This is a genomic window from Acinetobacter qingfengensis (genome assembly GCF_008693185.1).
GTDB lineage: Bacteria > Pseudomonadota > Gammaproteobacteria > Pseudomonadales > Moraxellaceae > Acinetobacter > Acinetobacter qingfengensis.
This window is the reverse complement of record NZ_VXKN01000005.1, coordinates 127,391-149,529: the sequence shown is the minus strand read 5'-3', so window position 1 is coordinate 149,529 and position 22,139 is coordinate 127,391. Positions and strand designations below refer to the sequence as shown.

The following is a 22,139-nucleotide window of genomic DNA, read 5'->3' as shown; positions in this document are numbered from 1 at the left end:
CAGACTTGTCCAGATTACTTTTTATTGACCAAACTGACAATGTCACTGGTCTAATAGCGGCTGATTTTTTGTGCTGTTTTTGCAATCTTTTCAATCATTCGAGCATTTGATCCTAGACACTAAACTTGAATAAACCGACATGATTGGCTATAATTTGCGCCTCTAATTTTTCAACTCATCAGGTAGGCTATGGCCAATAAAGAAGAGCTCATCGAGTTTGAAGGCGTTGTCACCGAAACGCTTCCAAATACCATGTTTCGTGTGCGTCTAGAAAACGGTCACGAAGTGATTGCTCATATTTCTGGGAAAATGCGTAAACACTATATTCGTATTTTGACAGGTGACAGTGTAAAAGTCGAAATGACGCCATATGACTTAACCAAAGGCCGTATCACCTATCGCGCACGTTAAGTTTCATCAGAAATGTAAATGAGCTGCATCACACCATGCAGCTTTTTTATTTATACAAGATTAATTTGGATTAATGATTTGCGGTGCTGTAGTTGCCGTACCATTCATTTGTGTATAGCTAGGATTTTCAGGCTTACTTAAATTCCCTTGTTGGATAGGTACCGGGTTTTGTCCATCAGATGAACCCGTAACCATCTCCTTTCCCTGCTGCAATTTTTCTCTGGTAAATGTGGTAACACGTGTTGCGCCTTGATCAATATGCTGTCCAGCACTTTCTCCTGCAACCTGAATGGATTGGCCTGTTCGATCTGCAGTACGCTGAATTGCATTGCCTGTCCGACTGATGGTTTGCCCTGTTTTATATACCAGAACACGCAACAATCCGGGATTATCAGGCAAACCTTGATTGGTTTGAGTATCTGTTTGTGCATATAATGAAATTGGCATAACAAGAGCAACTGACAATAAAAGAACTGAATTTTTCACCAACTGATTTGACCTATTGAAATTGCTTAATTTCATTGAATATCATTTTTTTATTATACATTGTGCAATTTGTGTCAAAATCTGAATTATACTTGTATCAGATTTATGTGCGACATATTACGTCGTGATAAATAGACAAATATATTGTTTTTATTTTATACAAAAATTAATATCATAAAATACATAACATCAGGGTGAATATAAAAAATGGAACAACTTAACCCATCAGATTTAAAAGCAATTTTACATTCCAAACGCGCCAATCTGTATTATCTCGAACATTGTCGAGTGATGCAAAAAGATGGTCGGGTACTTTATTTGACCGAAGCAAAAAATGAAAACCAATACTGGAATATTCCCATTGCAAATACCACTGTGATTTTGCTCGGAACGGGTACCTCAATTACACAGGCTGCCATGCGTATGCTATGCAGTGCCGGTGTTTTAGTCGGATTTTGTGGTGGCGGTGGTACACCATTATTCAATGGTGCAGAGGTTGAATGGCTCACCCCGCAAAGTGAATACCGCCCTACCGAATATGTACAGGGCTGGCTATCGTTTTGGTTTGATGAAAATAAACGCTTAGAAGTCGCTAAAAATTTTCAGCATGCACGTATCGAATTTATCCGTAAAGTCTGGACGAAAGATCGTGATTTACAGGCTGAAGGCTTCTATCTCGATGATGCTGATATTCAACAGGCTTTAAATGGTTTTGAAAAGAAAATGCCCTTGCAAAGCAAAGTTGGTGATTTACTGCTTGCCGAAGCAGCGATGACCAAACAACTTTATAAAATTGCTGCCACCCGTTGCAAACTTGGATTTGAACGTAATCCCGAACAAGGCGATTTAGCCAATGACTTTCTCAATCATGGCAATTATCTCGCATACGGCCTTGCTGCCACAACATTATGGGTTTTGGGCATTCCACATGGTTTTGCTGTAATGCATGGTAAAACCCGGCGTGGTGCATTGGTCTTTGATGTTGCTGATCTGGTGAAAGATGCAGTGGTTCTCCCCTACGCTTTTATCTGTGCCAAAGAAGGCATGTCCGAGCAAGACTTTAGAAGACAAATATTGCAAAAATTTACCGAACATAAATGTTTGGATTGGATGTTTGATCAGGTGAAATTGCAAGCTTGTAAAACCATTGTGACAGGGGAAAATGAATTATGATCGTGACATTCATCTCCCAATGCGAAAAGAAAGCCCTGTCCCGTACTCGCCGAGTGTTAGATGCTTTTGCAGATCGAATTGGCGATAATACATGGCAAACGGTGATCACTGAAGATGGTTTGTTGGCAGTTAAACGATTATTAAGAAAAACAGTCACTAAGAATACCGCCGTTTCTTGTCACTGGATACGTAGTCGTCGTCGCAGCGAACTCATGTGGATCGTGGGAAATCGGAATAAGTTTAATACTGAAGGGATTGTGCCTGTAAATCGGATAACTAAACCCATTAAATTAGCTTATAGCGATACAAACTGGCAGACTGCCCCTCTCATTGCAGCCCTAAGCCGTATAGCCGCTTTATTTCATGATTTTGGCAAAATTAATCCTTTCTTTGCTAAAAAAATTGGCAATGCCAAACGCAATAAAAAACCAATTGCTGATCCATTTCGACATGAATGGGTTTCTTTACGATTATTTGAAGCATTTGTAAAATCATGCGGTAATACCGATAACTTATGGATTAAAAAACTTATCACAATTTCACCACAAGATAAGGATTATTCTTGGTTAGAAAACATGGTGAAAGATAACCCTCGTCAAGAACAACATTCATCACCTTTTTATAAACTTCCAGACATTGCTCAACTAGTGGCATGGTTAATTGTTTCTCATCATCGACTACCCATCTCTATAGAGACTATAAAGAATCGTGAATATTCTGCAATAAAATTTGAATCTGTCTTAGAGGATTTAAATTTTAAATGGTGTTATCCACGTCAATATGATGCAGACGATAAGAATCAAGATAAAGAGATCAAACAATGTTGGAATATTAAAGCTGAACATCTACCTTTTAATAGTAAAACTTGGTGCAAGGAAATTAATAATTGTGCAGCAAAACTTATGCAACTATTACCTGCTTATCAGCATAAAAGTTTAGCAGACCCTTATCTTAGCCACGTTTCCCGTTTAGTTTTAATGTTGTCCGACCATTACTATTCAAGTGCTGACCCAACTACTAAATATCATGATGCAACATATCCATGCTATGCCAATACCGATAAATTTGGTGACTTAAAACAACCTTTAGATGACCACTTAGTTGGGGTAAGTCAATCAGTACGGCAACTCATGGGGGCTTTAACTCGCCTAGATGAATTATTTAATCGTTTACCACAACAAAGAGCCTTAGAAGGCAAAACCAATCACCCTTATTATAAATGGCAAGATAAATCCTATCAGGAAGCTTGTTTAATCCAAAAAAACTATCCAAATCATGGATTTTTTGGGGTGAATCTGGCTTCCACAGGACGGGGGAAAACCTTAGCCAATACTCGAATCATGTATGGTTTAGCTGACCCAGAAAAAGGTACTCGTTTTAATATTGCGTTAGGTTTACGGACGCTGACCTTACAAACAGGTAAGGCATTACGGCAAAGATTAAATTTAGATGAAACTGATTTAGCCATTATGGTGGGTGGTGGTGCGGTTAAAGAATTATTTGAAACTTATAGCCAAGCAAACTCAGAACAATTATTAAATGATGATAGTCAAATCATTGACCCAACGAAAAACCTTGAATTGGCTAAAAATATGGGTTCTGAATCTTTATCAGGTTTATTTGAACCTGACCTTGAAATCGACTTTGCAGACTTTGAATTAGATTTTGAGGGCATTTTAAATAATGACCATTTACTTACTAAATGGTTAAAAGGTAATCATCAAGTTAGAAAAATGCTGATAAGTCCAATTTTATGCTGCACGATTGACCATTTAATTCCTGCTACTGAAAGTACACGAGGCGGACGACAAATCGCCCCAATGTTGCGATTAATGTCATCAGATTTGGTTTTTGATGAGCCTGATGATTTTTCACCTGATGATTATTATGCTCTTAGCCGATTAGTTTACTGGGCTGGTTTATTAGGTAGTCGAGTATTACTCTCATCGGCAACTTTAACACCTGCTGAAATTAACGGTTTATATCTTGCCTATAGTTCTGGACGAAAATTTTATAATTTGCATCGCACACAAGCCAATCAACCCATTATTGCCGCATGGTTTGATGAAAATGAAAAAAGTATTTGTCATCATGTGATTCCATATGATAGTACAGCTATAAATTCGCAAGTAAATCCTGTATTTGAAAAAGCACATCGGCAATTTACCAAAAAACGAGCAACTTACTTAAATGAACATGCTGAATCTACACAAAGACGTACTTTAGAATGGGTAGGATTACCTAGACAAATTAATTTTCCTGACACATGGAAAGATATTTTTACTCAACATATTTTAGCGACAAGCCAAAAAGCTCATCAACTTAATGCGATTACTGACCCAAAAACGCATAAACAATATACTGTAGGATTGGTACGTTTTGCCAATATTGATCCAATGGCGGAAATTGCTCAACACTTATTAAAGCAAAAGATTGATGCCAATACTCGAATTCATTTATGTGTTTATCACTCCCGGTTTCCACTCTTAATACGAACAAATATTGAAAAATATCTAGATGAAATCTTAGATCGTAATCATGGAAAACACCCCCATGACCATCATTTAGTGCAAAATTGGTTGCAGAAATATCCCGAACAAAATCACATTATTTTAATTCTCGCTTCCCCTGTTTGTGAAGTTGGTCGAGACCACGACTATGACTGGATGATGATTGAACCCTCATCTATGCGTTCGATTATTCAAGCCTCGGGTCGGGTACGACGACACCGCCTTGATGCATATCAGCAACCGAATGTATTTATTATGGAAACCAATATCCGTCATTTTAAATATTCTCAACAGACCTGCTTTTCTCGCCCTGGTTTTGAAGCAGAAAATTTTAAATTTCATATAAATCGGCATTTTTTACGAGGTAAAGATGATACTAAAAATGCAGGTCTAATGGATCTCAAACATTTTAAACAACTCGATTCCATTCCTCGATTAGTACAACCATCTCCAACAATTTATCCAAAGCAATTCTATGAAAAAAATGGCTATCCTCGTTTAGCTGATTTGGAACATGATCGGATGCACCATATTTTATTAGGTCATGGTATTTATCCTGAAATACATCCAAGTGGTACATCACCAATCAAATTCCCTGCTTATCGATTTTGGGATAGTAAAATTCACTACACAGGAATTTTGCAAACGCTAAGCCGTTTTAGACAATCACAAGCTGAAAGTTTTACTGCATTACGGTCAGAAGACCAAGAACAGCCCTTAAAACTGTATCAATACAATGAAAAAACAGGAAATTGGTTGTTGGTTGAAAGTCAAGTCAAACGAATTGAACTCACTAAAAATCCACAAATTCATTGTTGGATAAATCAAAAACCTGAAATGGCTTTGCAGAAATATTTGGATACAACTTTATCAGAACGTAGTTGGGTTGAAAGCTGTTCTCGCTATTTAAGTTTAAATTTACCTAAACTCAAAGATCAAAAGAAATGGTTATACCATGACTGGCTAGGATTTATAAGGGAATGACCCCTTATATCCTTAGCTTTAGGCTACCTATGCGGTAGAGAGAAGTGATATGTACAGACTATTTCTAAATTACTTATACGGTAATATTAGAATTATTACATAAAGCAGTATTGCAAAGCCAAAGAAAATGTTTTATTTTGAGTAAATATTAAAAAATTAATATAAGTTACAGACTAGGTTTATTTTAAAATATAGTCTAACTACCGATCTGGCAGGATCATCACATCACCCAATAGGGTAAGGAGGAAATAATGTTTGGCACACATTTGGTTAGAAGGGTCTAACCATTTTGTATTTCACATCATTTACGGTAGTTAAACTATCGTGAATGATAACAAACATAAACCTTAAAAGGCTACTTTACTTTGTAAACATTAAGGAAAAATAATGACGGAAGAAATTGAAGATGCTTCACCCCCAACCATTCGAGCCTTGATTGAGCAATACATTCAGGGACGTTTAAATGAAAAGTTGGATAAACTCAAAGCCGATGACATTGCCGAACGTGAAAAGCTATTGGCAAAGTATGAACCTGAAACATGGCTAGAAGATGCCAGTTTACGAATTAGTCAAATTCGTCTAGCAACGCATACGCCAAAACAACATCATCCAAGCTCTAAAGCGTCCGCAATGTTTTACGTTCAACAAAATAAAACCCATGATTTTGTTGGCTCACAAAATATTGTGCTTGAACCTGATGTGATTGGGAATGCTGCGGTTTTAGATGTTTTTAAATTATTACGGCAAAAGTTTAACCATATTTCATTGCTTGAACGCTTACTTAAAGCAGATAAAGATTTAATTTCTGCCCTTTCTACAAATCATGAACAAGCAGAAATTCGTTATAAACGCTTTTTGGCATTTAGTGAACTTCCTTCTGAACTCAATGCAGGTAAATTATCTAAACAAGTTTATTTTCCTGTTTATAAAGAGGGTTATCATGTCTTGGTTCTTTTATATCCAAGTGCTTTAGTGCATTGTGCCTATCAACAGATTTTAAATGACCGTTTTGGTGAACAGAATAAAATCTTGCGTGAAGCACGCTTTAAAAAGCTACATCAAACACAGGAAAGCCGAGAATATCCAAATTTATTGGTACATAACTATGGCGGCTCAAAACCACAGAATATCTCACAATTAAATAGTGACCGTCGTGGCTCTATGTGGTTACTACCCTCTTTACCTCCTGTTTGGCAAGGTCAAGTGGTGGAATTACCAAAATCAGGTTCAGTATTTACAGGCTATCTGACTAATCGTAAAGATGTTAAACCGATTTTAAAATCCATCATTCATATGTACCGTCATCAATATGAGCGAAATAATATTGAATTCCGTGATAAAAGAAATGATTTAGTCAATCAACTGGTGGATTGTGTCATTGATATGAGCCTTGAACTGCAACAAAGTACAATTTCAGGTTGGACACTTGAACCACATCGTAAGTTTAATCAGGCAGAGAGTTTCTGGTTAGACCGTACCTATCGTGAAGAACTTTTTGACAAAGAAGACCAAAATGAACTAACTAATGAGGAAGCAGAATGGTTAGAAGCCTATCGTGAACGAGATTGGCATACAGACGTGGGTTATAACTTTGGTCACTGGTTAAATAAAATCTTAACCACTAAAGGCAAGTTACCTGATTTAGATGATTATGAAGCTCGTGTCTGGTCATTGGCATTACGAGAGAAATTACAACTGCTAAAAGAGGAATTTGCCTAAATGAGTTATCGCTATCCTAAGGCATTGTATATTATACGTTTACAGATTGAAAATGCCTCTATCATCAGCAGTCATTTAACATGGGGATTTCCTGCACCAAGTGCATTTACAGGCTTTGCCCATGCTCTACAACGTAAACTCAATACCTTTGACCAATATCATGATATTGAATGTTGTGGGGTGGGGATTCTCTGTCATCAGTTTAGTCCTCAAATGACCAAAAGCAGTGACTACCGTTATTCACCATATCAACTTAATCTTGCTCGACACCCTTTAGAATCTGACGGTTCTCCCCCTGCAATGGTGGAAGAAGGCAAAGGTCATCTTGATGTGAGTCTAATCATTGGTTTAACAGGTGATGGCTTAGACCAACATTTATCAGCTAATGATAATGAGCTTAACTCAGTTACACAAAGTTTGATTCAACAGCTTAATCAAATTGTTTATGGTATGCGATTGGCAGGTGGTTCAATTTTTCCTCATAAACGAGTTAAGCCTAGATTTATTCACTGGTCGTTATCAGAAGCTGCGGAAAAAACTAAAAAGTTATGTCATTGGTTATTACCTAGTTTTGCATTACTTCATCGACATGAAGTTCTAACAGCACATCAACAATGGCTAAGCCAATATCAACCTTGTTTAAACACTCAAGGACAAGCACCCAATTTACTGGATACTTTACTTGATATTAGCCGTTTAAACCTGAATAGCGTTGCGACAAATCAATTTACCCCTGATGGTGAAAAAAAAGGCGATTGGCAAGTCCGCCCTCGCCCCGAACATCTTAAAGGTTGGCTCGTTCCTATTCCGATTGGTTATGCTGCTTTAACCACATTACAAGAGAAAGGTTCAATTACAGGAATACGGGATAATCGATTTCCTGCAACTTTTGTAGAAACGTTATTAAGTTTAGGGGAATGGAAAAGTCCACATCGTATTGAGGATTTAACACACATTCTATGGACATATAACCCTGCACCCCAAAATGGTGTTTATGAATTAGTACAACCATTTGCACCAAAATCAATTATTCAACTGACATCAGATGATTTTGAAGAAGATTCATTTGATAGTTACCCAAATTCCGAAGATGAGGAACATTAATCATGGCTAAAGAACCAAAAATCAAAACTGCATCAGTATTATCATTTAACCGTCATTTAGATCCATCAGATGGACGTATGACTGCGGTAAATTGGAATGATATTCAACACGGTGCAGGTACAACAGTAATTCAAATTCAGGAAAAATCTGTACGAGGTACAATTTCTAACCGTCCTAAAAATGCCAAAGAAGCAGCTGATGCGGCTGCAATTAATGCCGCAGTTGAAAAAGCTAATTTACAAACAGTGGATATTGCTGCATTACCACAAGGCAAAGATACTGTTGCTGTAACTTTTACTTTGCGTGTATTACCAAATGTGGGGCAACCATCAGCATGTAATGATGAAAGTTTTGCACAACGTCTTGATGCTGTGGTTTCAAGCTATAAATCTGCAACACAATTTCAGGAACTTGCTCAACGCTATGCGGTAAATCTCGCTAATGGTCGTTTTTTATGGCGTAATCGTATTGGTGCAGAAAATGTCAATGTTAGCATTGAGCGTATCATTAATGGAAAACCCACCGAAAAATTAAGTTTTGATGCCTTAGTAAACCGCCTAAATGAAATCACTGTTCATCAAGAGCAAGAAAAATCTTTAGAACAGTTGGCTCAATGGATTCAAGCTGGTTTAAATGGTAATGAACACGTTTTATTAAGCATTACTGGTTTTGCCCGTTTAGGTGAAGGACAAGAAGTTTATCCATCTCAAGAATTAATTCTTGATACTGGTAATACTAAAGGTAAAAAAAGTAAAACCCTTTATGCAATTAAAGATAAAGAAGCAGGCATTCACTCACAAAAAATTGGTAACGCCCTGCGTACCATTGATACATGGTATCCAGATGCAACTAAACCTATTGCAGTTGAACCTTATGGCTCAGTCACTTCGGAAGGCAAAGCCTATCGTCAACCTAAAGAAAATCAAGACTTTTATACCCTATTCGATGGTTGGGTAAATACAGGTAAAACCCCTGAAATTGAACAACAACACTATGTTATGGCTGTTTTAGTGCGTGGTGGTGTCTTTGGTGAGAGTGATAAATAATGCAATATTATATTGAGCTTACACTTTTACCCAATGAAGATACCTCTGCATATTTTCTTTGGTCAAAAGTTTATACCCAATTACATATTGCTTTTGTTGAACATATTGATGAGCAAGAAAAGATACCTTTTGGCGTATCTTTTCCCCAATATCGTATGAACAAACGAAAGCAACTTTCTTTGGGTACAAAAATTCGTATCTTTGCCAATTCAGAAAATGAATTACAACAGCTTCATTTAGAAAAATGGCTAGAACGATTGATGGATTATGTACATATTAAAACACCAAGCAAAGTTCCACAGGATATCAAAGGCTATGCCTTTTATTATCGTGTCAATCCAAAAATGGGCTTAGATGAACGGATTGCTCATCAAGCACAACGTCATAACATTTCTTTAGATGAAGCCAGACAATACTTTAAGGAATATGTTGAACAACCAATCGTTGAGCCTTATGTTAGTTTAAAAAGCCTGAGTGCAAAACGTAAGGAAAATATTGATAGAGAATACCGACTTTATATTGGTAAATCCCCTGCTGATGAGGCAAGAGATGGTAAATTTGGAACATATGGACTAAGCCGAACGGCAACAGTCCCTGAGTTTTAACCCAATATTTTTCTAACTCTTTAACAGCTTAATAAAATCAATAAGTTACAACTGGTCATTTTTTCATTGGGTAAGACACAAAAATCCATGATAAATACCTGTTGTAACTTATATTTTTACTTTATTATCACTGTTCACGGTGGCATACACCGCTTAGAAATACACGCGCACCGACGATAACGAGAGAAATTCGTTCACGGTGGCATACACCGCTTAGAAATGACGCAGCCTTGTCCTGATTTACAGACTCTAGTTCACGGTGGCATACACCGCTTAGAAAGAACTGGAAACTGATTTAAGCCTAGTGATTCAGTTCACGGTGGCATACACCGCTTAGAAAATTATCAACCCTGTGATCATACAGATCTTTAAGTTCACGGTGGCATACACCGCTTAGAAAGACATCAAGCAATTTTAAATAATCAGCTTTCAGTTCACGGTGGCATACACCGCTTAGAAAGGTAAAAAATTGGTAACTTTGGGCCATTCGATGTTCACGGTGGCATACACCGCTTAGAAATTCACCACGGCGTGCTTCACCGAGACGATCTAGTTCACGGTGGCATACACCGCTTAGAAAATACCCAGCAAAAGCTGGGTTTTTTTATGTCTGTTCACGGTGGCATACACCGCTTAGAAATTTACATGAAACGAAGCAGTGATGAAGCTGTTGTTCACGGTGGCATACACCGCTTAGAAAAGAAAATTCAATTGATGCAGTCATCACCGATCGTTCACGGTGGCATACACCGCTTAGAAAGATAGGCATGAGGGTCTTGGGAAAGTACCACCGTTCACGGTGGCATACACCGCTTAGAAACTCAACGCCATCAAGTAGATTTCTGACAATTAGTTCACGGTGGCATACACCGCTTAGAAATTATCCATCACGCCACCGCTCTTAAATACTCAGTTCACGGTGGCATACACCGCTTAGAAAGCAGAAAGCTAAAGTTCCCTTTGGCTTATGGGGTTCACGGTGGCATACACCGCTTAGAAAATCAAAAATAGCTTTTTCAACAATCAGTACAGGTTCACGGTGGCATACACCGCTTAGAAATTTTAGCCCGGATGCCGCAAAACCACCAATGCGTTCACGGTGGCATACACCGCTTAGAAAAGTAAAACAAGAAGTTGAATTATTTGGTTCATGTTCACGGTGGCATACACCGCTTAGAAAAGAAAAGACTTTGTCGCAACAATCATTTGTTGGTTCACGGTGGCATACACCGCTTAGAAAGATTACATTAACCCAGAAAACGGGTATAAATAGTTCACGGTGGCATACACCGCTTAGAAAGAAGATATAAAAATTGCTTGGGGTGCCATGGCGTTCACGGTGGCATACACCGCTTAGAAAAATAAATAAAATCAAAGACATATCCTGCCAAAGTTCACGGTGGCATACACCGCTTAGAAATTTGAATGCTCTTATAGATGCTAGTGAGCATTGTTCACGGTGGCATACACCGCTTAGAAATGATGCTCATATTCAAGTTTTTCCTGATCTGTGTTCACGGTGGCATACACCGCTTAGAAACAACAAGTTTGAGACGATATTTTCCTCAAACTGTTCACGGTGGCATACACCGCTTAGAAAAAAGCACTGATTGACCAGTGCATCCAGTCATGGTTCACGGTGGCATACACCGCTTAGAAAAAAAATTGGCTCTCCGAAGATTAGCTTCCGCTATTTACGGTGGCACACACCGCTTAGAAAGTAAAAGCAAGGATTCTAAAAATGATCAGAACGTTCACGCTGGCATACACCGCTTAAAATTTTTTAGTCGATTGACCTAAATAAAGACTCCACATAAATAAGTTATATTTGTGTGGAATCCATATTTATAGATTCAGTAAATGATTGGTTTTTTAAATCACCTTTTTAATCGTAAGAATCAGGAAATAATGGACGATTTCCTGGTTGAATACGATTCATGTGCAAGAATGACATATGACGTTCATATTTATCCAGAATATCATTAATCACTTGTTCTTTCGTATAACCGGCCAAATCATTATCCTGTGAACCTTCGTAAAGAAAGGTTTCTAGACGATAGTAGAACCGTTTGCCTGACTTTCCTCTTTCACTAAACTGTGGTGCAGTGTAACGAACAGGCCATATTTGATAGACAAAATTATGATCGTCTTCGAGATGGATTGTTAGATCGAGGTGATACAGGACCTCGCTTTCATCAAGTGGTGTAGTTGTTACATCAATCTGCATACCCTGCTTAATTAATTCATCAGCAACAGTATTAACTGCTGGATAACAAATTTCATTTAGCATTTTAAGGGTTTCTGTTGTGCCCGGATGCTGCATGACTCGAGATAAACGTTGTTTCCAATTCAGAATATCAACATTTCCAACCACTGGAGCAGCATTTAGGCTACGACTTGCTTTTCGATAATCTTCCAAACGCAAGGATTTATATAACCCTACCATGACTAACAGCATGACAAAACTAAAAGGCAGCCCCATAATTACTGTTGCATTTTGCAATGCAGTAATTCCATTGGCCATTAACATTGCAAGCGTCAATACACCGATTGCAACTGCCCAGAATACTCTTAACCAGCGAGGTGCATCATTGTCAATGCTAGAAAATTTAGTTGTAAAATTACCTAAGACTAATGCACCAGAATCTGCCGAAGTAACGTAAAATAATAATCCGGTGATTGTCGCAACACCGGCAATAAATGAGAACCCTGGATACTGTGCCAATAAGTCATAAAATCCATGTGCAGGATTAACGAGTACCGTTTCGGCCAGTGTAGTATTACCTTCAAAAATTACACTATATAAAGCACTACTTCCAAAAATAGATAACCATGTCATGGTAAATAATAATGGAATAATCAAGGTGCCACATACAAACTCACGAATTGTTCGTCCACGAGAAATTCGTGCCAAGAAGAGGCCAACAAAAGGTGACCATGCAACCCACCAAGCCCAGAAGAATATTGTCCAACTATTCATCCAATCTTTAGGTTGTTCAAAAGCAAAACTTTCCAGTGCCAAGCTAGGGAAACGGGTAATATAGTCACCAAAATTTTGTACCAGTGCATTGAGTAAAAATTCCGTATTCCCTAATGCCAAGACAAATAGCATTAAACCAATTGCAACATAAACATTAACTTCCGATAAAATTCGAATTCCTTTATTAACACCGGTTGTAACAGAAATAATTGTGACAATCACCGCAACTAAAATTAAGATGGTTTGTACCCATAAATTTTCAGGTAAATCGAATAAAACGTGTAGTCCATAATTTAACTGAACAACTGCGATCCCACAGGTTGTTGCAATCCCGAAAATCGTACCAATTACTGCAGCAGTATCAACACTGTGTCCAATGGCACCATCAATTCTTTTACCAAAAATCGGATACAACGCTGAGCGAATCGTTAAGGGTAGGTTATAACGATAACTAAAATAGCCCAACGCCATCCCAACCAGAGCATACATGCCCCAACCTGTTAACCCATAATGGAACAACGTCCATACCATGCTTTGTCGAGCAGCCTCAAACGTCTGCCCTTCACCTACAGGTGGATTCATATAATGAGATAATGGTTCGGCCACAGAGAAGAACATTAGATCTGTTCCGATTCCTGCAGCAAACAACATTGCTGACCAACTGAGCAAACTAAACTCTGGTTTGGAATGTTTTGGACCTAGCTTGATATCACCATAACGTGAACAAGCAATAAAAATGACAAAAATTAAATATAATGTAGCTGCCAGCAAGTAATACCAGCTAAACGTGGAGCTGACCCAAGCGAGCACTGTATTTAAGACCTGATTGGCAAAATCATTAAAGAAAATCGTGGTTAATGAAAATATTAAAATAATGAGCGCTGAAACATAAAAGACCACACGATTCAAATGATCTTTGGTTTGAATGGATGAATTGTCAACTGCTCTTGGATTATCTGTCACCATACAATCCTCAAGTAAATTAAAAAATATATGTTAGTTTGCCTAACCTAAAATAGCTGCGACAAACATAACATCTGAAAAATCAAGCGATACTAGATCGTTCAACCAGTTTATAAAAATCAGACTTTAATCTGCTTACCTTTGATACATTAAAAATATAATCAAAAGTTTATCTCATCATAAAAATAGACATTTCCTCTATAAATTGAAGATACTGATCATTACGTCAACACTTTAATAGTCACACCCGATGATCTTTAAAATGATGATATAAAAACCCTGTTATTATCTAGCATACCCCTTATTGATTGAACATTCAATCAATAAGGGGTATGCTAGATATAGATCACGACTTGTTGTGTTCTGTAAATGTTTTATTATCGGTTTAAATTTTAATGAGTTATGGCATCAGAGTATGAAAAAACGCATAGTGAAACCTGAGCATGAGCGACGTGAAGAAATTATCAATGCGGCATTTGCTGTGATTTATGAAGTTGGATTATCGAATACAACGATTGCACAAATTGCCAAAAAAGCTCAGGTTTCTACAGGTATTGTGAGTCATTATTTTGGTGACAAACAAGGGCTGATGACCACCTGTATGCGAGAAATGCTGAAACGACTGTATCAAATTACCCAGCAATATAAGTCCGAAGTTAATGATCCACAACCAGAGCATTACATCAAGGCAATCGTCAATGCCAATTTTGATTTGAGTCAGGTGAATAAAACAGCCATGCGCGTCTGGTTAGACTTCTGGTCTGCCAGTATGCATACACCTGAACTTGCCCGTTTACAACGGGTTAATGATCGGCGCTTATATTCGAATCTGAAATATCAGTTTCTAAAACTACTCCCAGAGCATCAAGCAGATATTGCTGCAAGTGGCCTGGCTGCCCTAATTGACGGGTTATGGTTACGTGGTGGTTTAAACCAGCATGATCAATTTGATCAACAAGCAGTTCGGCACATTGCCTATGATTATCTGGAAATACAGTTTCAGCGAGCCAAACTTAAATGAATAAATAAGAGGAAAAATCACGTGAATGATGTGAATATTCATCAATTATATATCCATGGTCAATATACCCCTGCAAACAGTGTTTTAACTTTTGACAGTATTAACCCAGCCAATGGTAAAGTAATTGCCACCATTCAACAGGCTTCTCAACAGGATATTGAAAAAGCAGTACAAAGTGCTCAGGAAGGACAAAAAGTCTGGGCGGCAATGACAGCAATGGAACGTTCCAGAATTCTACGCCGTGCAGTCGATCTTTTACGCGAACGTAATGATGAACTGGCTAAGCTGGAAACACTAGATACGGGTAAAGCTTATAGCGAAACATCAACCGTTGACATTGTTACAGGAGCAGATGTACTTGAATATTACGCAGGTCTTGCAACTGCAATTCAAGGTGAGCAAGTTCCTTTAAGAAACAGCAGTTTTTTTTACACGCGCCATGAACCTTTAGGTGTAGTTGCAGGTATCGGAGCCTGGAATTACCCGATTCAAATCGCACTCTGGAAATCAGCTCCTGCCCTTGCAGCAGGTAATGCCATGATTTTTAAACCCAGTGAAATCACACCATTAACGGCTTATAAACTGGCAGAAATATATACCGAAGCAGGCGTACCCAATGGCGTCTTCAATGTCGTTCAGGGTATTGGCCGTGATATCGGGCAATGGCTTACCGAACATCCTGCCATTGAAAAAATTTCTTTTACTGGTGGAGTAGAAACAGGTAAAAAAGTCATGGCAAGTGCTGCCAGCTCTACACTAAAAGAAGTCACCATGGAACTTGGTGGTAAATCACCACTCATTATTTGTGATGATGCAGATATTAATAAAGCTGCTGATATTGCTGTCATGGCAAATTTCTTTAGTTCTGGGCAAGTCTGTACCAATGGAACTCGTGTTTTTGTACCAGAATCCATGAAAATAGCCTTTGAGGCAGCAATCGTTGAACGTGTCCAGCGCATTCGTATGGGCGATCCTCTTGACAATCAAACCAATTTTGGGCCACTGACCAGTTTTTCACATCTGGAAAAAGTCCTGTCTTACATTGAATCAGGCAAACAACAAGGTGCAAAACTACTCATTGGTGGTAAACGTGCAACAGGCGAATTTTCAGAAGGTGCCTATGTACAGCCCACGGTGTTTACAGATTGTCATGATGATATGAAAATTGTACAGGATGAAATCTTTGGTCCTGTCATGAGTATTTTAAGTTATAAAACTGAAGATGAAGTCATTCAACGTGCCAATCATACGACCTTTGGATTGGCAGCTGGCATTGTTACACCTGACATCAATAAAGCACATCGTATTATTCACCAAATTGAAGCTGGTATTTGCTGGATTAATACATGGGGCGAGTCTCCTGCGGAAATGCCAGTAGGAGGATATAAGCAATCCGGAGTTGGTCGAGAAAATGGCATCAGTACATTGATGCATTATACTCGTGTTAAATCCATTCAAGTTGAACTTGGTGATTACCAAAGTATTTTTTAATTCTTTATCTTCTTTTTCTTAAACTGGATGACAGCAGTCATTCAGTTCTTCTCTATATATAAATTCAGGACAATTATGACTAAGCAAGAATACGATTATATTATTATTGGTGCAGGTTCAGCCGGTAATGTACTTGCAGCTAGATTAACAGAAGATGCCGATATTTCCGTTCTATTATTGGAAGCTGGCGGTCCTGACTATCGATTAGATTTCCGCACACAAATGCCTGCTGCTTTAGCCTTTCCCTTACAAGGACGCCGCTATAATTGGGCATATTTAACCGATCCCGAACCTCACATGAATCATCGACGCATGGAATGTGGTCGAGGTAAAGGATTAGGTGGATCATCCCTAATTAATGGTATGTGTTATATTCGTGGTAATGCCATGGATCTAGATCAATGGGCAACATTCAAAGGACTGGAAAACTGGCGTTATACTGATTGTCTACCCTATTATAAAAAAGCTGAAACTCGTGATATTGGCGGAAACGACTATCATGGTGACAACGGACCGGTTTCTGTAGCAACCCCCAAACAGGGAAATAATGAATTATTCCATGCCATGATTGAAGCTGGAGTACAGGCAGGCTATCCTCGGACTGATGACTTGAATGGTTATCAACAGGAAGGATTTGGCCCCATGGATCGCACGGTAACACCAAATGGTCGACGCTCCAGTACAGCGCGTGGTTATCTGGATATGGCAAAATCGCGGTCAAATCTGAATATTATTACCCACGCCATGACCAATAAAATTTTATTTAATCAGAAACAAGCCATTGGCGTAGAATATATGATTGGTGCGAATCAAAATCGTCTTCATCAGGCTTATGCCAAACGTGAAGTACTGCTCTGTGCTGGTGCAATTGCATCTCCACAAATTTTACAGCGTTCAGGTGTTGGACAAAGCACTTTTCTTAAATCGATGGATATTGAAGTCGTACAAGATTTGGCTGGTGTGGGTGAAAACCTGCAAGATCATTTAGAAATGTATTTACAATATAAATGTAAACAACCTGTTTCCCTTTACCCTGCATTAAAATGGTATAACCAACCTGCTATTGGTGCAGAATGGCTATTTTCCGGAACAGGTACAGGCGCCAGTAATCAATTTGAAGCGGGTGGATTTATCCGTTCTTCTGAAGAATTTGAATGGCCCAATATTCAATACCACTTTCTACCTGTTGCAATTAACTATAATGGCAGTAACGCAGTCAATGAACATGGTTTTCAAGCACATGTCGGCTCGATGCGTTCTCCATCACGTGGCCGAATTAAACTGAAATCCAAAGATCCTTTTGAACATCCAAGTATTTTATTTAATTATATGTCTACAGAACAGGATTGGCGTGAGTTTCGCGATAGCATTCGAATTACCCGCGAAATCATGCATCAACCAGCGCTTGATGCCTATCGTGGTGAAGAAATTAGTCCCGGCCTAAATTTAAAATCTGATGATCAACTTGATGATTTTATTAAAAATCATGCTGAAACAGCTTATCACCCATCCTGTAGCTGTAAAATGGGTGAAGACGAGATGGCAGTCGTTGATGGTCAGGGGCGTGTCCACGGTTTACAAGGATTACGTGTCATCGATGCTTCAATCATGCCAGTCATCATCACAGGAAACCTTAATGCGACAACCATTATGATGGCAGAAAAAATTGCAGATCAAATTCGCGGGCAATCTTTACCACATTCTGATGCACCCTATTTTAGAGCAGGTAAAACACCTGTACGGCAGACACCAATACGCCCATTTAAATAATGGCATATTAACCTTACAGCATCTTTATTGATAAGATGCTGTACTTTTAACCAATAAAAAACAGTTTATTGAAATTAAAAAATATCTGAATAAATAAAATTTATATGCCCTTCAAAAAAGGATTAAATTGTTTTTCTAAGCCAATACTACTGGTTGCACCATGTCCAGAAATAAATTGTGTTTCATCAGGCAAAGTCAACAATTGTGTCTGAATGGAATGTATTAACGTATCAAAATCTCCTTTGGGAAAATCGGTACGTCCAATAGAACCTTTAAATAATACATCTCCCGTCCAGAGCATATTCAGTTCTGCGCAGTAAAATACAACATGTCCGGGAGTATGCCCCGGAGTAAAGCGAACTTCAAAACGATATTTACCTAAACTTAGTATTTCACCGCCAGCTAACCATTGATCAACCTGTACTGGTTCAGGAATTGGAAACCCATATTGCCTACTCACATCCTGCAACATGTCAATCCAGAATGAATCTTGTTGATTAGGCCCAATCACGGGCACATTATAAGTCTTCGCCAAAGCACCAACTGCACCGATATGATCCAGATGTCCATGTGTATTCCAAAGCGCAATAACCGTTACACCTAAATCTGTAATCATTTGCTGTAATCTTTCGGCCTCGCCACCTGCATCAATCAATACAGCCTGCATGGTTTCATCATCCCAAAGAATACTACAGTTCTGTGAAAATGCTGTCACCGCTACGATTTGACAATGTAACATGACGATCTCCTTATTTATTTAGCAAACTGAGCGGATAAGGCAGTAAGTTGCGGTGCAAGTAAAGCATGAAACAAATCAAGATGTCCTGAATCAGTATTGAGTGCCGGAATATAGGCGTAATCTTGTCCACCATTTGTCAAGAAAACACCCCTATTTTCTACGGCCAACTCTTCCAGGGTTTCCAGACAATCGGCAGAAAATGCCGGACTCATAATCTGTACAGACTTGATGCCTTGTTGTGCCCATTGTGTAAGCAATTCATTGGTATAAGGTTTTACCCATTCCTGTTTACCAAATCTGGATTGAAAACTAATCGCCCATTGATCTGTCTGTAAATTTAATTTCTCAGCAACACGTTTAGCCGTTTCCTGACAACGATCTGCATAAGGATCGCCTTTATCAGCATAAGGTTGTGGAATACCATGAAAAGACATCAGTAATTTCTCTGCTGGGCCATGTTCTGCCTGAAATTTCTGTACACTTTGTGCCAATGCATCGATATATGCCGGATGCGCATAATAATCCCGAATAATTGAAATTCCGGGTAAATTTCGCTGGGTTACGCTCCATTTTGCCAAAGCATCATACAGTGGTGCTGTTGATGTAGCTGAATACTGTGGAAATAATGGCAGCAATAATACATGATCATAATTTTGTTGCGCAATATTCTGCAGAATATCCTGAATATTAGGGCTGCCATAAGTCATGGCGGCGATAACATTAACCTCTAGATCAGGAAAATCCTGTTTGATCTGTTGTTGTGTTAATCCAACTTGCTGAAATAAAATTTCCCGCATGGGTGAATCAGTTTGCCAAATTGCAGCATAGCCTTGTGCAACCTTTTTAGGACGAAAAGGCAAAACAAAACAACGTAAAATCACTTGCCAGAGTAACTTTGGGATCTCAATCACGCGTTGATCCGATAAAAATTGTTTTAAAAATTTTCGTACTGCTGCTGGTGTCGGGGCATCAGGTGTGCCCAAATTTGCCATAATCACCGCAATTTTAGGTCGATAAGCCATAGAAGCATTCTGCATATCAAAAAACTGCCTTACCATAACAGTTTTTTGGAGAATTAAACACTTCTGCCAGAATCACTATGCGATAAAACTACATTACCTGTAGTAATTTTTTGGCTTCCATGGTTAATTCCCAATATGTTCTGGCGCCCGCTTGATGTTGTGCTAAAGGGACAATCCAGTTATTCCACTTCATTTGTAATTTAATTTCCTGTAAACATTGTTCATCAATTTGTGTTCTGGCAACAGCATGTGCCCGAGGAAATATTTGGCGGGCATCAGATAATGCTGTACTTTCCAAATACTGATTTAGTGCTCTGGCAAAGTTATTTTCAAGTGCAGGCGTCTGAAAATGTGTAGATAAGATTTGTAGAATTTGAAACCAGCCTAGGTGTCTTTGTGGCCGAATATCCTGTAAATTACCATCCTGATAGGCATGAGCATGATAGCGTACAATGACATTTTCATCTCCACTGACTTTTGTTTCTAATGTATCTAATACAGTATGACGTTCTGGCAATTTTTTTACGGCTGTAGTGATAAATTTTGATGTATTAATATGTGAAGCCTGATCTTGTGCTTCATGCTCATTTAATTTAATCCAACCTGAAGCTGGATGTGTCTGTACCACTTGAGCAAAAATACGGCGCATAGAGCTTTCTAAATCCAGTGTACTTTTAAATTCATAATAATACTGGCTGTCTTTTTTAAGCAATTGACGAAAATGATCAAGTTTCTTAATTAATTCAGGGTGCTGATCTTGTTCCTGATTTGAACGTTTGTCAGGAAACATATCCACCAAACTAATCATAATTTTTTGTTTATTAAGCGCATATAAAAAATCCAGATGTAAATAGCTTAATCCAGAAGCAGATAAGTCACCATATTTACCTCCCAATAAAACAATTACATAATCACTATCATCAATTTGACGGCGAACTAATGCTGTATTCAAGGAAGAACGGCGCTCATGTAAGCCCCAGGGAAATGTATCCAAATTCAATAAACAATTTTCTAATTTCAATCGCTCAACTTTCACATCATCAAAAAAAGAAGAGAGATAAACATAATAGCGTTTATTTGCCATGACTAAATCCTTAGCTAAGGTAAACACAAAAGGTTTAAAATTACCCTTTGCAACAACCCCCAATACCACAACCCCAAAAATTTTTTTTATGATAAAAATTTTACCAGAATGCACTATTTTTTAACTGTTGGAAAGATCAATAAGTTTCCAATCATTTCGTACACCAATCATTTTTTGTAAAATCGGCCGCATGGCCTGGCTATTATTACCACTAAACACACAAATAAGTCGTGGCCCCAGCATCATGGTACTGGTAAGCAAATTCTGTTTTGCCAAGATTCGTCCACTTTGCCGTGCAACTGCCAATCCAGAATCCACCATAATCAACCGATCCTGATACAATTGCTCAATTGCAGGACGCAAAAATGGATAATGTGTACATCCCAACACCAGATAATCTGCGCCGGCATCCATTACCGGTTGTAATAACTGCTGTAATATCAATAAGCATTCAGCGCTCATGGCTTTTCCCTGCTCAATCAATGGTACTAAATCCAGACAAGTCACTGGTAAAACTTTTATTCCTGCTGGCACTGCAAAATGATCAATCACATCCCGAATTAATTTACCCCGAAACGTGGCTGGCGTAGCTAAAACAGCAATAACTTTGGTGATAGACTGGATTACCGCAGGTTTTACCGCAGGAACTAAACCAATAATGGGGAATTTTTCACCATAATGTTCACGCAAATAATCCAGACTAAATGCTGATGCGGTATTACAGGCAACAATCGCTATCTTACATCCTTGCTGATACAACCATTCAATAGCTTGCGCAGTTAATTGCTGAATTTCCGCATCGCCACGGGAGCCATAAGGAACATTTGCTGTGTCGGCATAAAATAGAATTCGCTCATTGGGAAGATATTTTAATACTTCCAAAGCAACAGATAAGCCGCCAATTCCAGAGTCAAAAATACCTATTGGCGCATTGATATCGGGAGTCGGCATAGCTAAATTATGTTGGCTAAAAGCGGTCATCACATGCATAGCGAAATGAGAGAATATAAAGAAAATGGATTATCGGAAAT

The 22,139-nt window shown here is 38.5% G+C and carries 16 protein-coding genes and 1 CRISPR repeat array; of the genes, 10 read left to right on the top strand and 6 right to left on the bottom strand.

Features of this window, described 5'->3' with window-relative positions:
- Nucleotides 1–189: 189 nt before the first annotated feature.
- Nucleotides 190–411: a translation initiation factor IF-1 gene (infA, locus tag F4V57_RS08405; protein ID WP_001284370.1), complete on the top strand. Its 222-nt coding sequence runs from the start codon at nucleotides 190–192 to the stop codon at nucleotides 409–411.
- Nucleotides 412–471: 60 nt separating this feature from the next.
- Here the strand turns inward: infA and F4V57_RS08400 are convergent, their stop codons facing one another.
- A complete protein-coding gene (locus tag F4V57_RS08400) occupies nucleotides 472–858 on the bottom strand; it encodes a hypothetical protein (RefSeq protein ID WP_150330549.1) in 387 nt (128 codons plus the stop codon).
- A gap of 246 nt (nucleotides 859–1,104) precedes the next feature.
- Here F4V57_RS08400 and cas1f point away from each other — a divergent pair, with 246 nt between their 5' ends.
- The 6 genes from cas1f to cas6f all read left to right on the top strand — a co-directional run bounded on the left by cas1f (nucleotide 1,105) and on the right by cas6f (nucleotide 10,038).
- On the top strand, nucleotides 1,105–2,070 hold the full coding sequence (gene cas1f, locus F4V57_RS08395; protein WP_070070701.1) for a type I-F CRISPR-associated endonuclease Cas1f: 966 nt from the start codon (nucleotides 1,105–1,107) through the stop codon (nucleotides 2,068–2,070).
- Complete coding sequence (gene cas3f / locus F4V57_RS08390; protein ID WP_070070702.1) at nucleotides 2,067–5,564, top strand: type I-F CRISPR-associated helicase Cas3f; 3,498 nt, start codon at nucleotides 2,067–2,069, stop codon at nucleotides 5,562–5,564. Before cas1f ends, cas3f begins: the two co-directional genes overlap by 4 nt.
- Nucleotides 5,565–5,951: 387 nt before the next feature.
- Nucleotides 5,952–7,283 (top strand): type I-F CRISPR-associated protein Csy1, encoded by a 1,332-nt coding sequence (gene csy1 / locus F4V57_RS08385; RefSeq protein ID WP_070070703.1) that lies wholly within the window; start codon nucleotides 5,952–5,954, stop codon nucleotides 7,281–7,283.
- On the top strand, nucleotides 7,284–8,387 hold the full coding sequence (gene csy2 / locus F4V57_RS08380) for a type I-F CRISPR-associated protein Csy2 (RefSeq protein WP_070070704.1): 1,104 nt from the start codon (nucleotides 7,284–7,286) through the stop codon (nucleotides 8,385–8,387).
- Nucleotides 8,388–8,389: 2 nt separating this feature from the next.
- Complete coding sequence (csy3, locus tag F4V57_RS08375; RefSeq protein WP_070070705.1) at nucleotides 8,390–9,433, top strand: type I-F CRISPR-associated protein Csy3; 1,044 nt, start codon at nucleotides 8,390–8,392, stop codon at nucleotides 9,431–9,433.
- Nucleotides 9,433–10,038: a type I-F CRISPR-associated endoribonuclease Cas6/Csy4 gene (gene cas6f, locus F4V57_RS08370; RefSeq protein ID WP_070070706.1), complete on the top strand. Its 606-nt coding sequence runs from the start codon at nucleotides 9,433–9,435 to the stop codon at nucleotides 10,036–10,038. The genes csy3 and cas6f overlap by 1 nt, the downstream gene beginning before the upstream one ends.
- Nucleotides 10,039–10,170: 132 nt before the next feature.
- A CRISPR array of direct repeats spans nucleotides 10,171–11,818; the repeat unit is 28 nt; unit sequence GTTCACGGTGGCATACACCGCTTAGAAA.
- A gap of 105 nt (nucleotides 11,819–11,923) precedes the next feature.
- Here cas6f and F4V57_RS08365 read toward each other — a convergent pair.
- On the bottom strand, nucleotides 11,924–13,984 hold the full coding sequence (locus tag F4V57_RS08365; RefSeq protein ID WP_070070707.1) for a choline transporter: 2,061 nt from the start codon (nucleotides 13,982–13,984) through the stop codon (nucleotides 11,924–11,926).
- Between the two features lie 412 nt (nucleotides 13,985–14,396).
- Between F4V57_RS08365 and betI the strand changes: the two genes are divergently transcribed.
- The 3 genes from betI to betA all read left to right on the top strand — a co-directional run bounded on the left by betI (nucleotide 14,397) and on the right by betA (nucleotide 18,263).
- The gene (betI, locus tag F4V57_RS08360; RefSeq protein WP_070070708.1) at nucleotides 14,397–15,002 is read left to right on the top strand and encodes a transcriptional regulator BetI; all 606 of its coding nucleotides are present in this window, start codon (nucleotides 14,397–14,399) and stop codon (nucleotides 15,000–15,002) included.
- Nucleotides 15,003–15,023: 21 nt separating this feature from the next.
- Complete coding sequence (gene betB / locus F4V57_RS08355) at nucleotides 15,024–16,493, top strand: betaine-aldehyde dehydrogenase (protein WP_070070709.1); 1,470 nt, start codon at nucleotides 15,024–15,026, stop codon at nucleotides 16,491–16,493.
- Nucleotides 16,494–16,568: 75 nt separating this feature from the next.
- Nucleotides 16,569–18,263: a choline dehydrogenase gene (betA, locus tag F4V57_RS08350; RefSeq protein ID WP_070070710.1), complete on the top strand. Its 1,695-nt coding sequence runs from the start codon at nucleotides 16,569–16,571 to the stop codon at nucleotides 18,261–18,263.
- Nucleotides 18,264–18,363: 100 nt separating this feature from the next.
- Here betA and F4V57_RS08345 read toward each other — a convergent pair whose 3' ends face one another.
- From F4V57_RS08345 to murI, 4 genes are all read right to left on the bottom strand, one after another.
- Nucleotides 18,364–19,002 (bottom strand): MBL fold metallo-hydrolase, encoded by a 639-nt coding sequence (locus F4V57_RS08345; RefSeq protein WP_070070711.1) that lies wholly within the window; start codon nucleotides 19,000–19,002, stop codon nucleotides 18,364–18,366.
- A 14-nt stretch (nucleotides 19,003–19,016) separates the two neighbouring features.
- Nucleotides 19,017–20,024, bottom strand: coding sequence for a ferrochelatase (hemH, locus tag F4V57_RS08340; protein ID WP_070070740.1), 1,008 nt, complete (start codon nucleotides 20,022–20,024; stop codon nucleotides 19,017–19,019).
- 88 nt (nucleotides 20,025–20,112) lie between these two features.
- Nucleotides 20,113–21,108 (bottom strand): DUF4062 domain-containing protein, encoded by a 996-nt coding sequence (locus tag F4V57_RS08335; RefSeq protein ID WP_070070741.1) that lies wholly within the window; start codon nucleotides 21,106–21,108, stop codon nucleotides 20,113–20,115.
- A gap of 120 nt (nucleotides 21,109–21,228) precedes the next feature.
- A complete protein-coding gene (gene murI / locus F4V57_RS08330; RefSeq protein WP_070070712.1) occupies nucleotides 21,229–22,089 on the bottom strand; it encodes a glutamate racemase in 861 nt (286 codons plus the stop codon).
- Nucleotides 22,090–22,139: the final 50 nt, after the last annotated feature.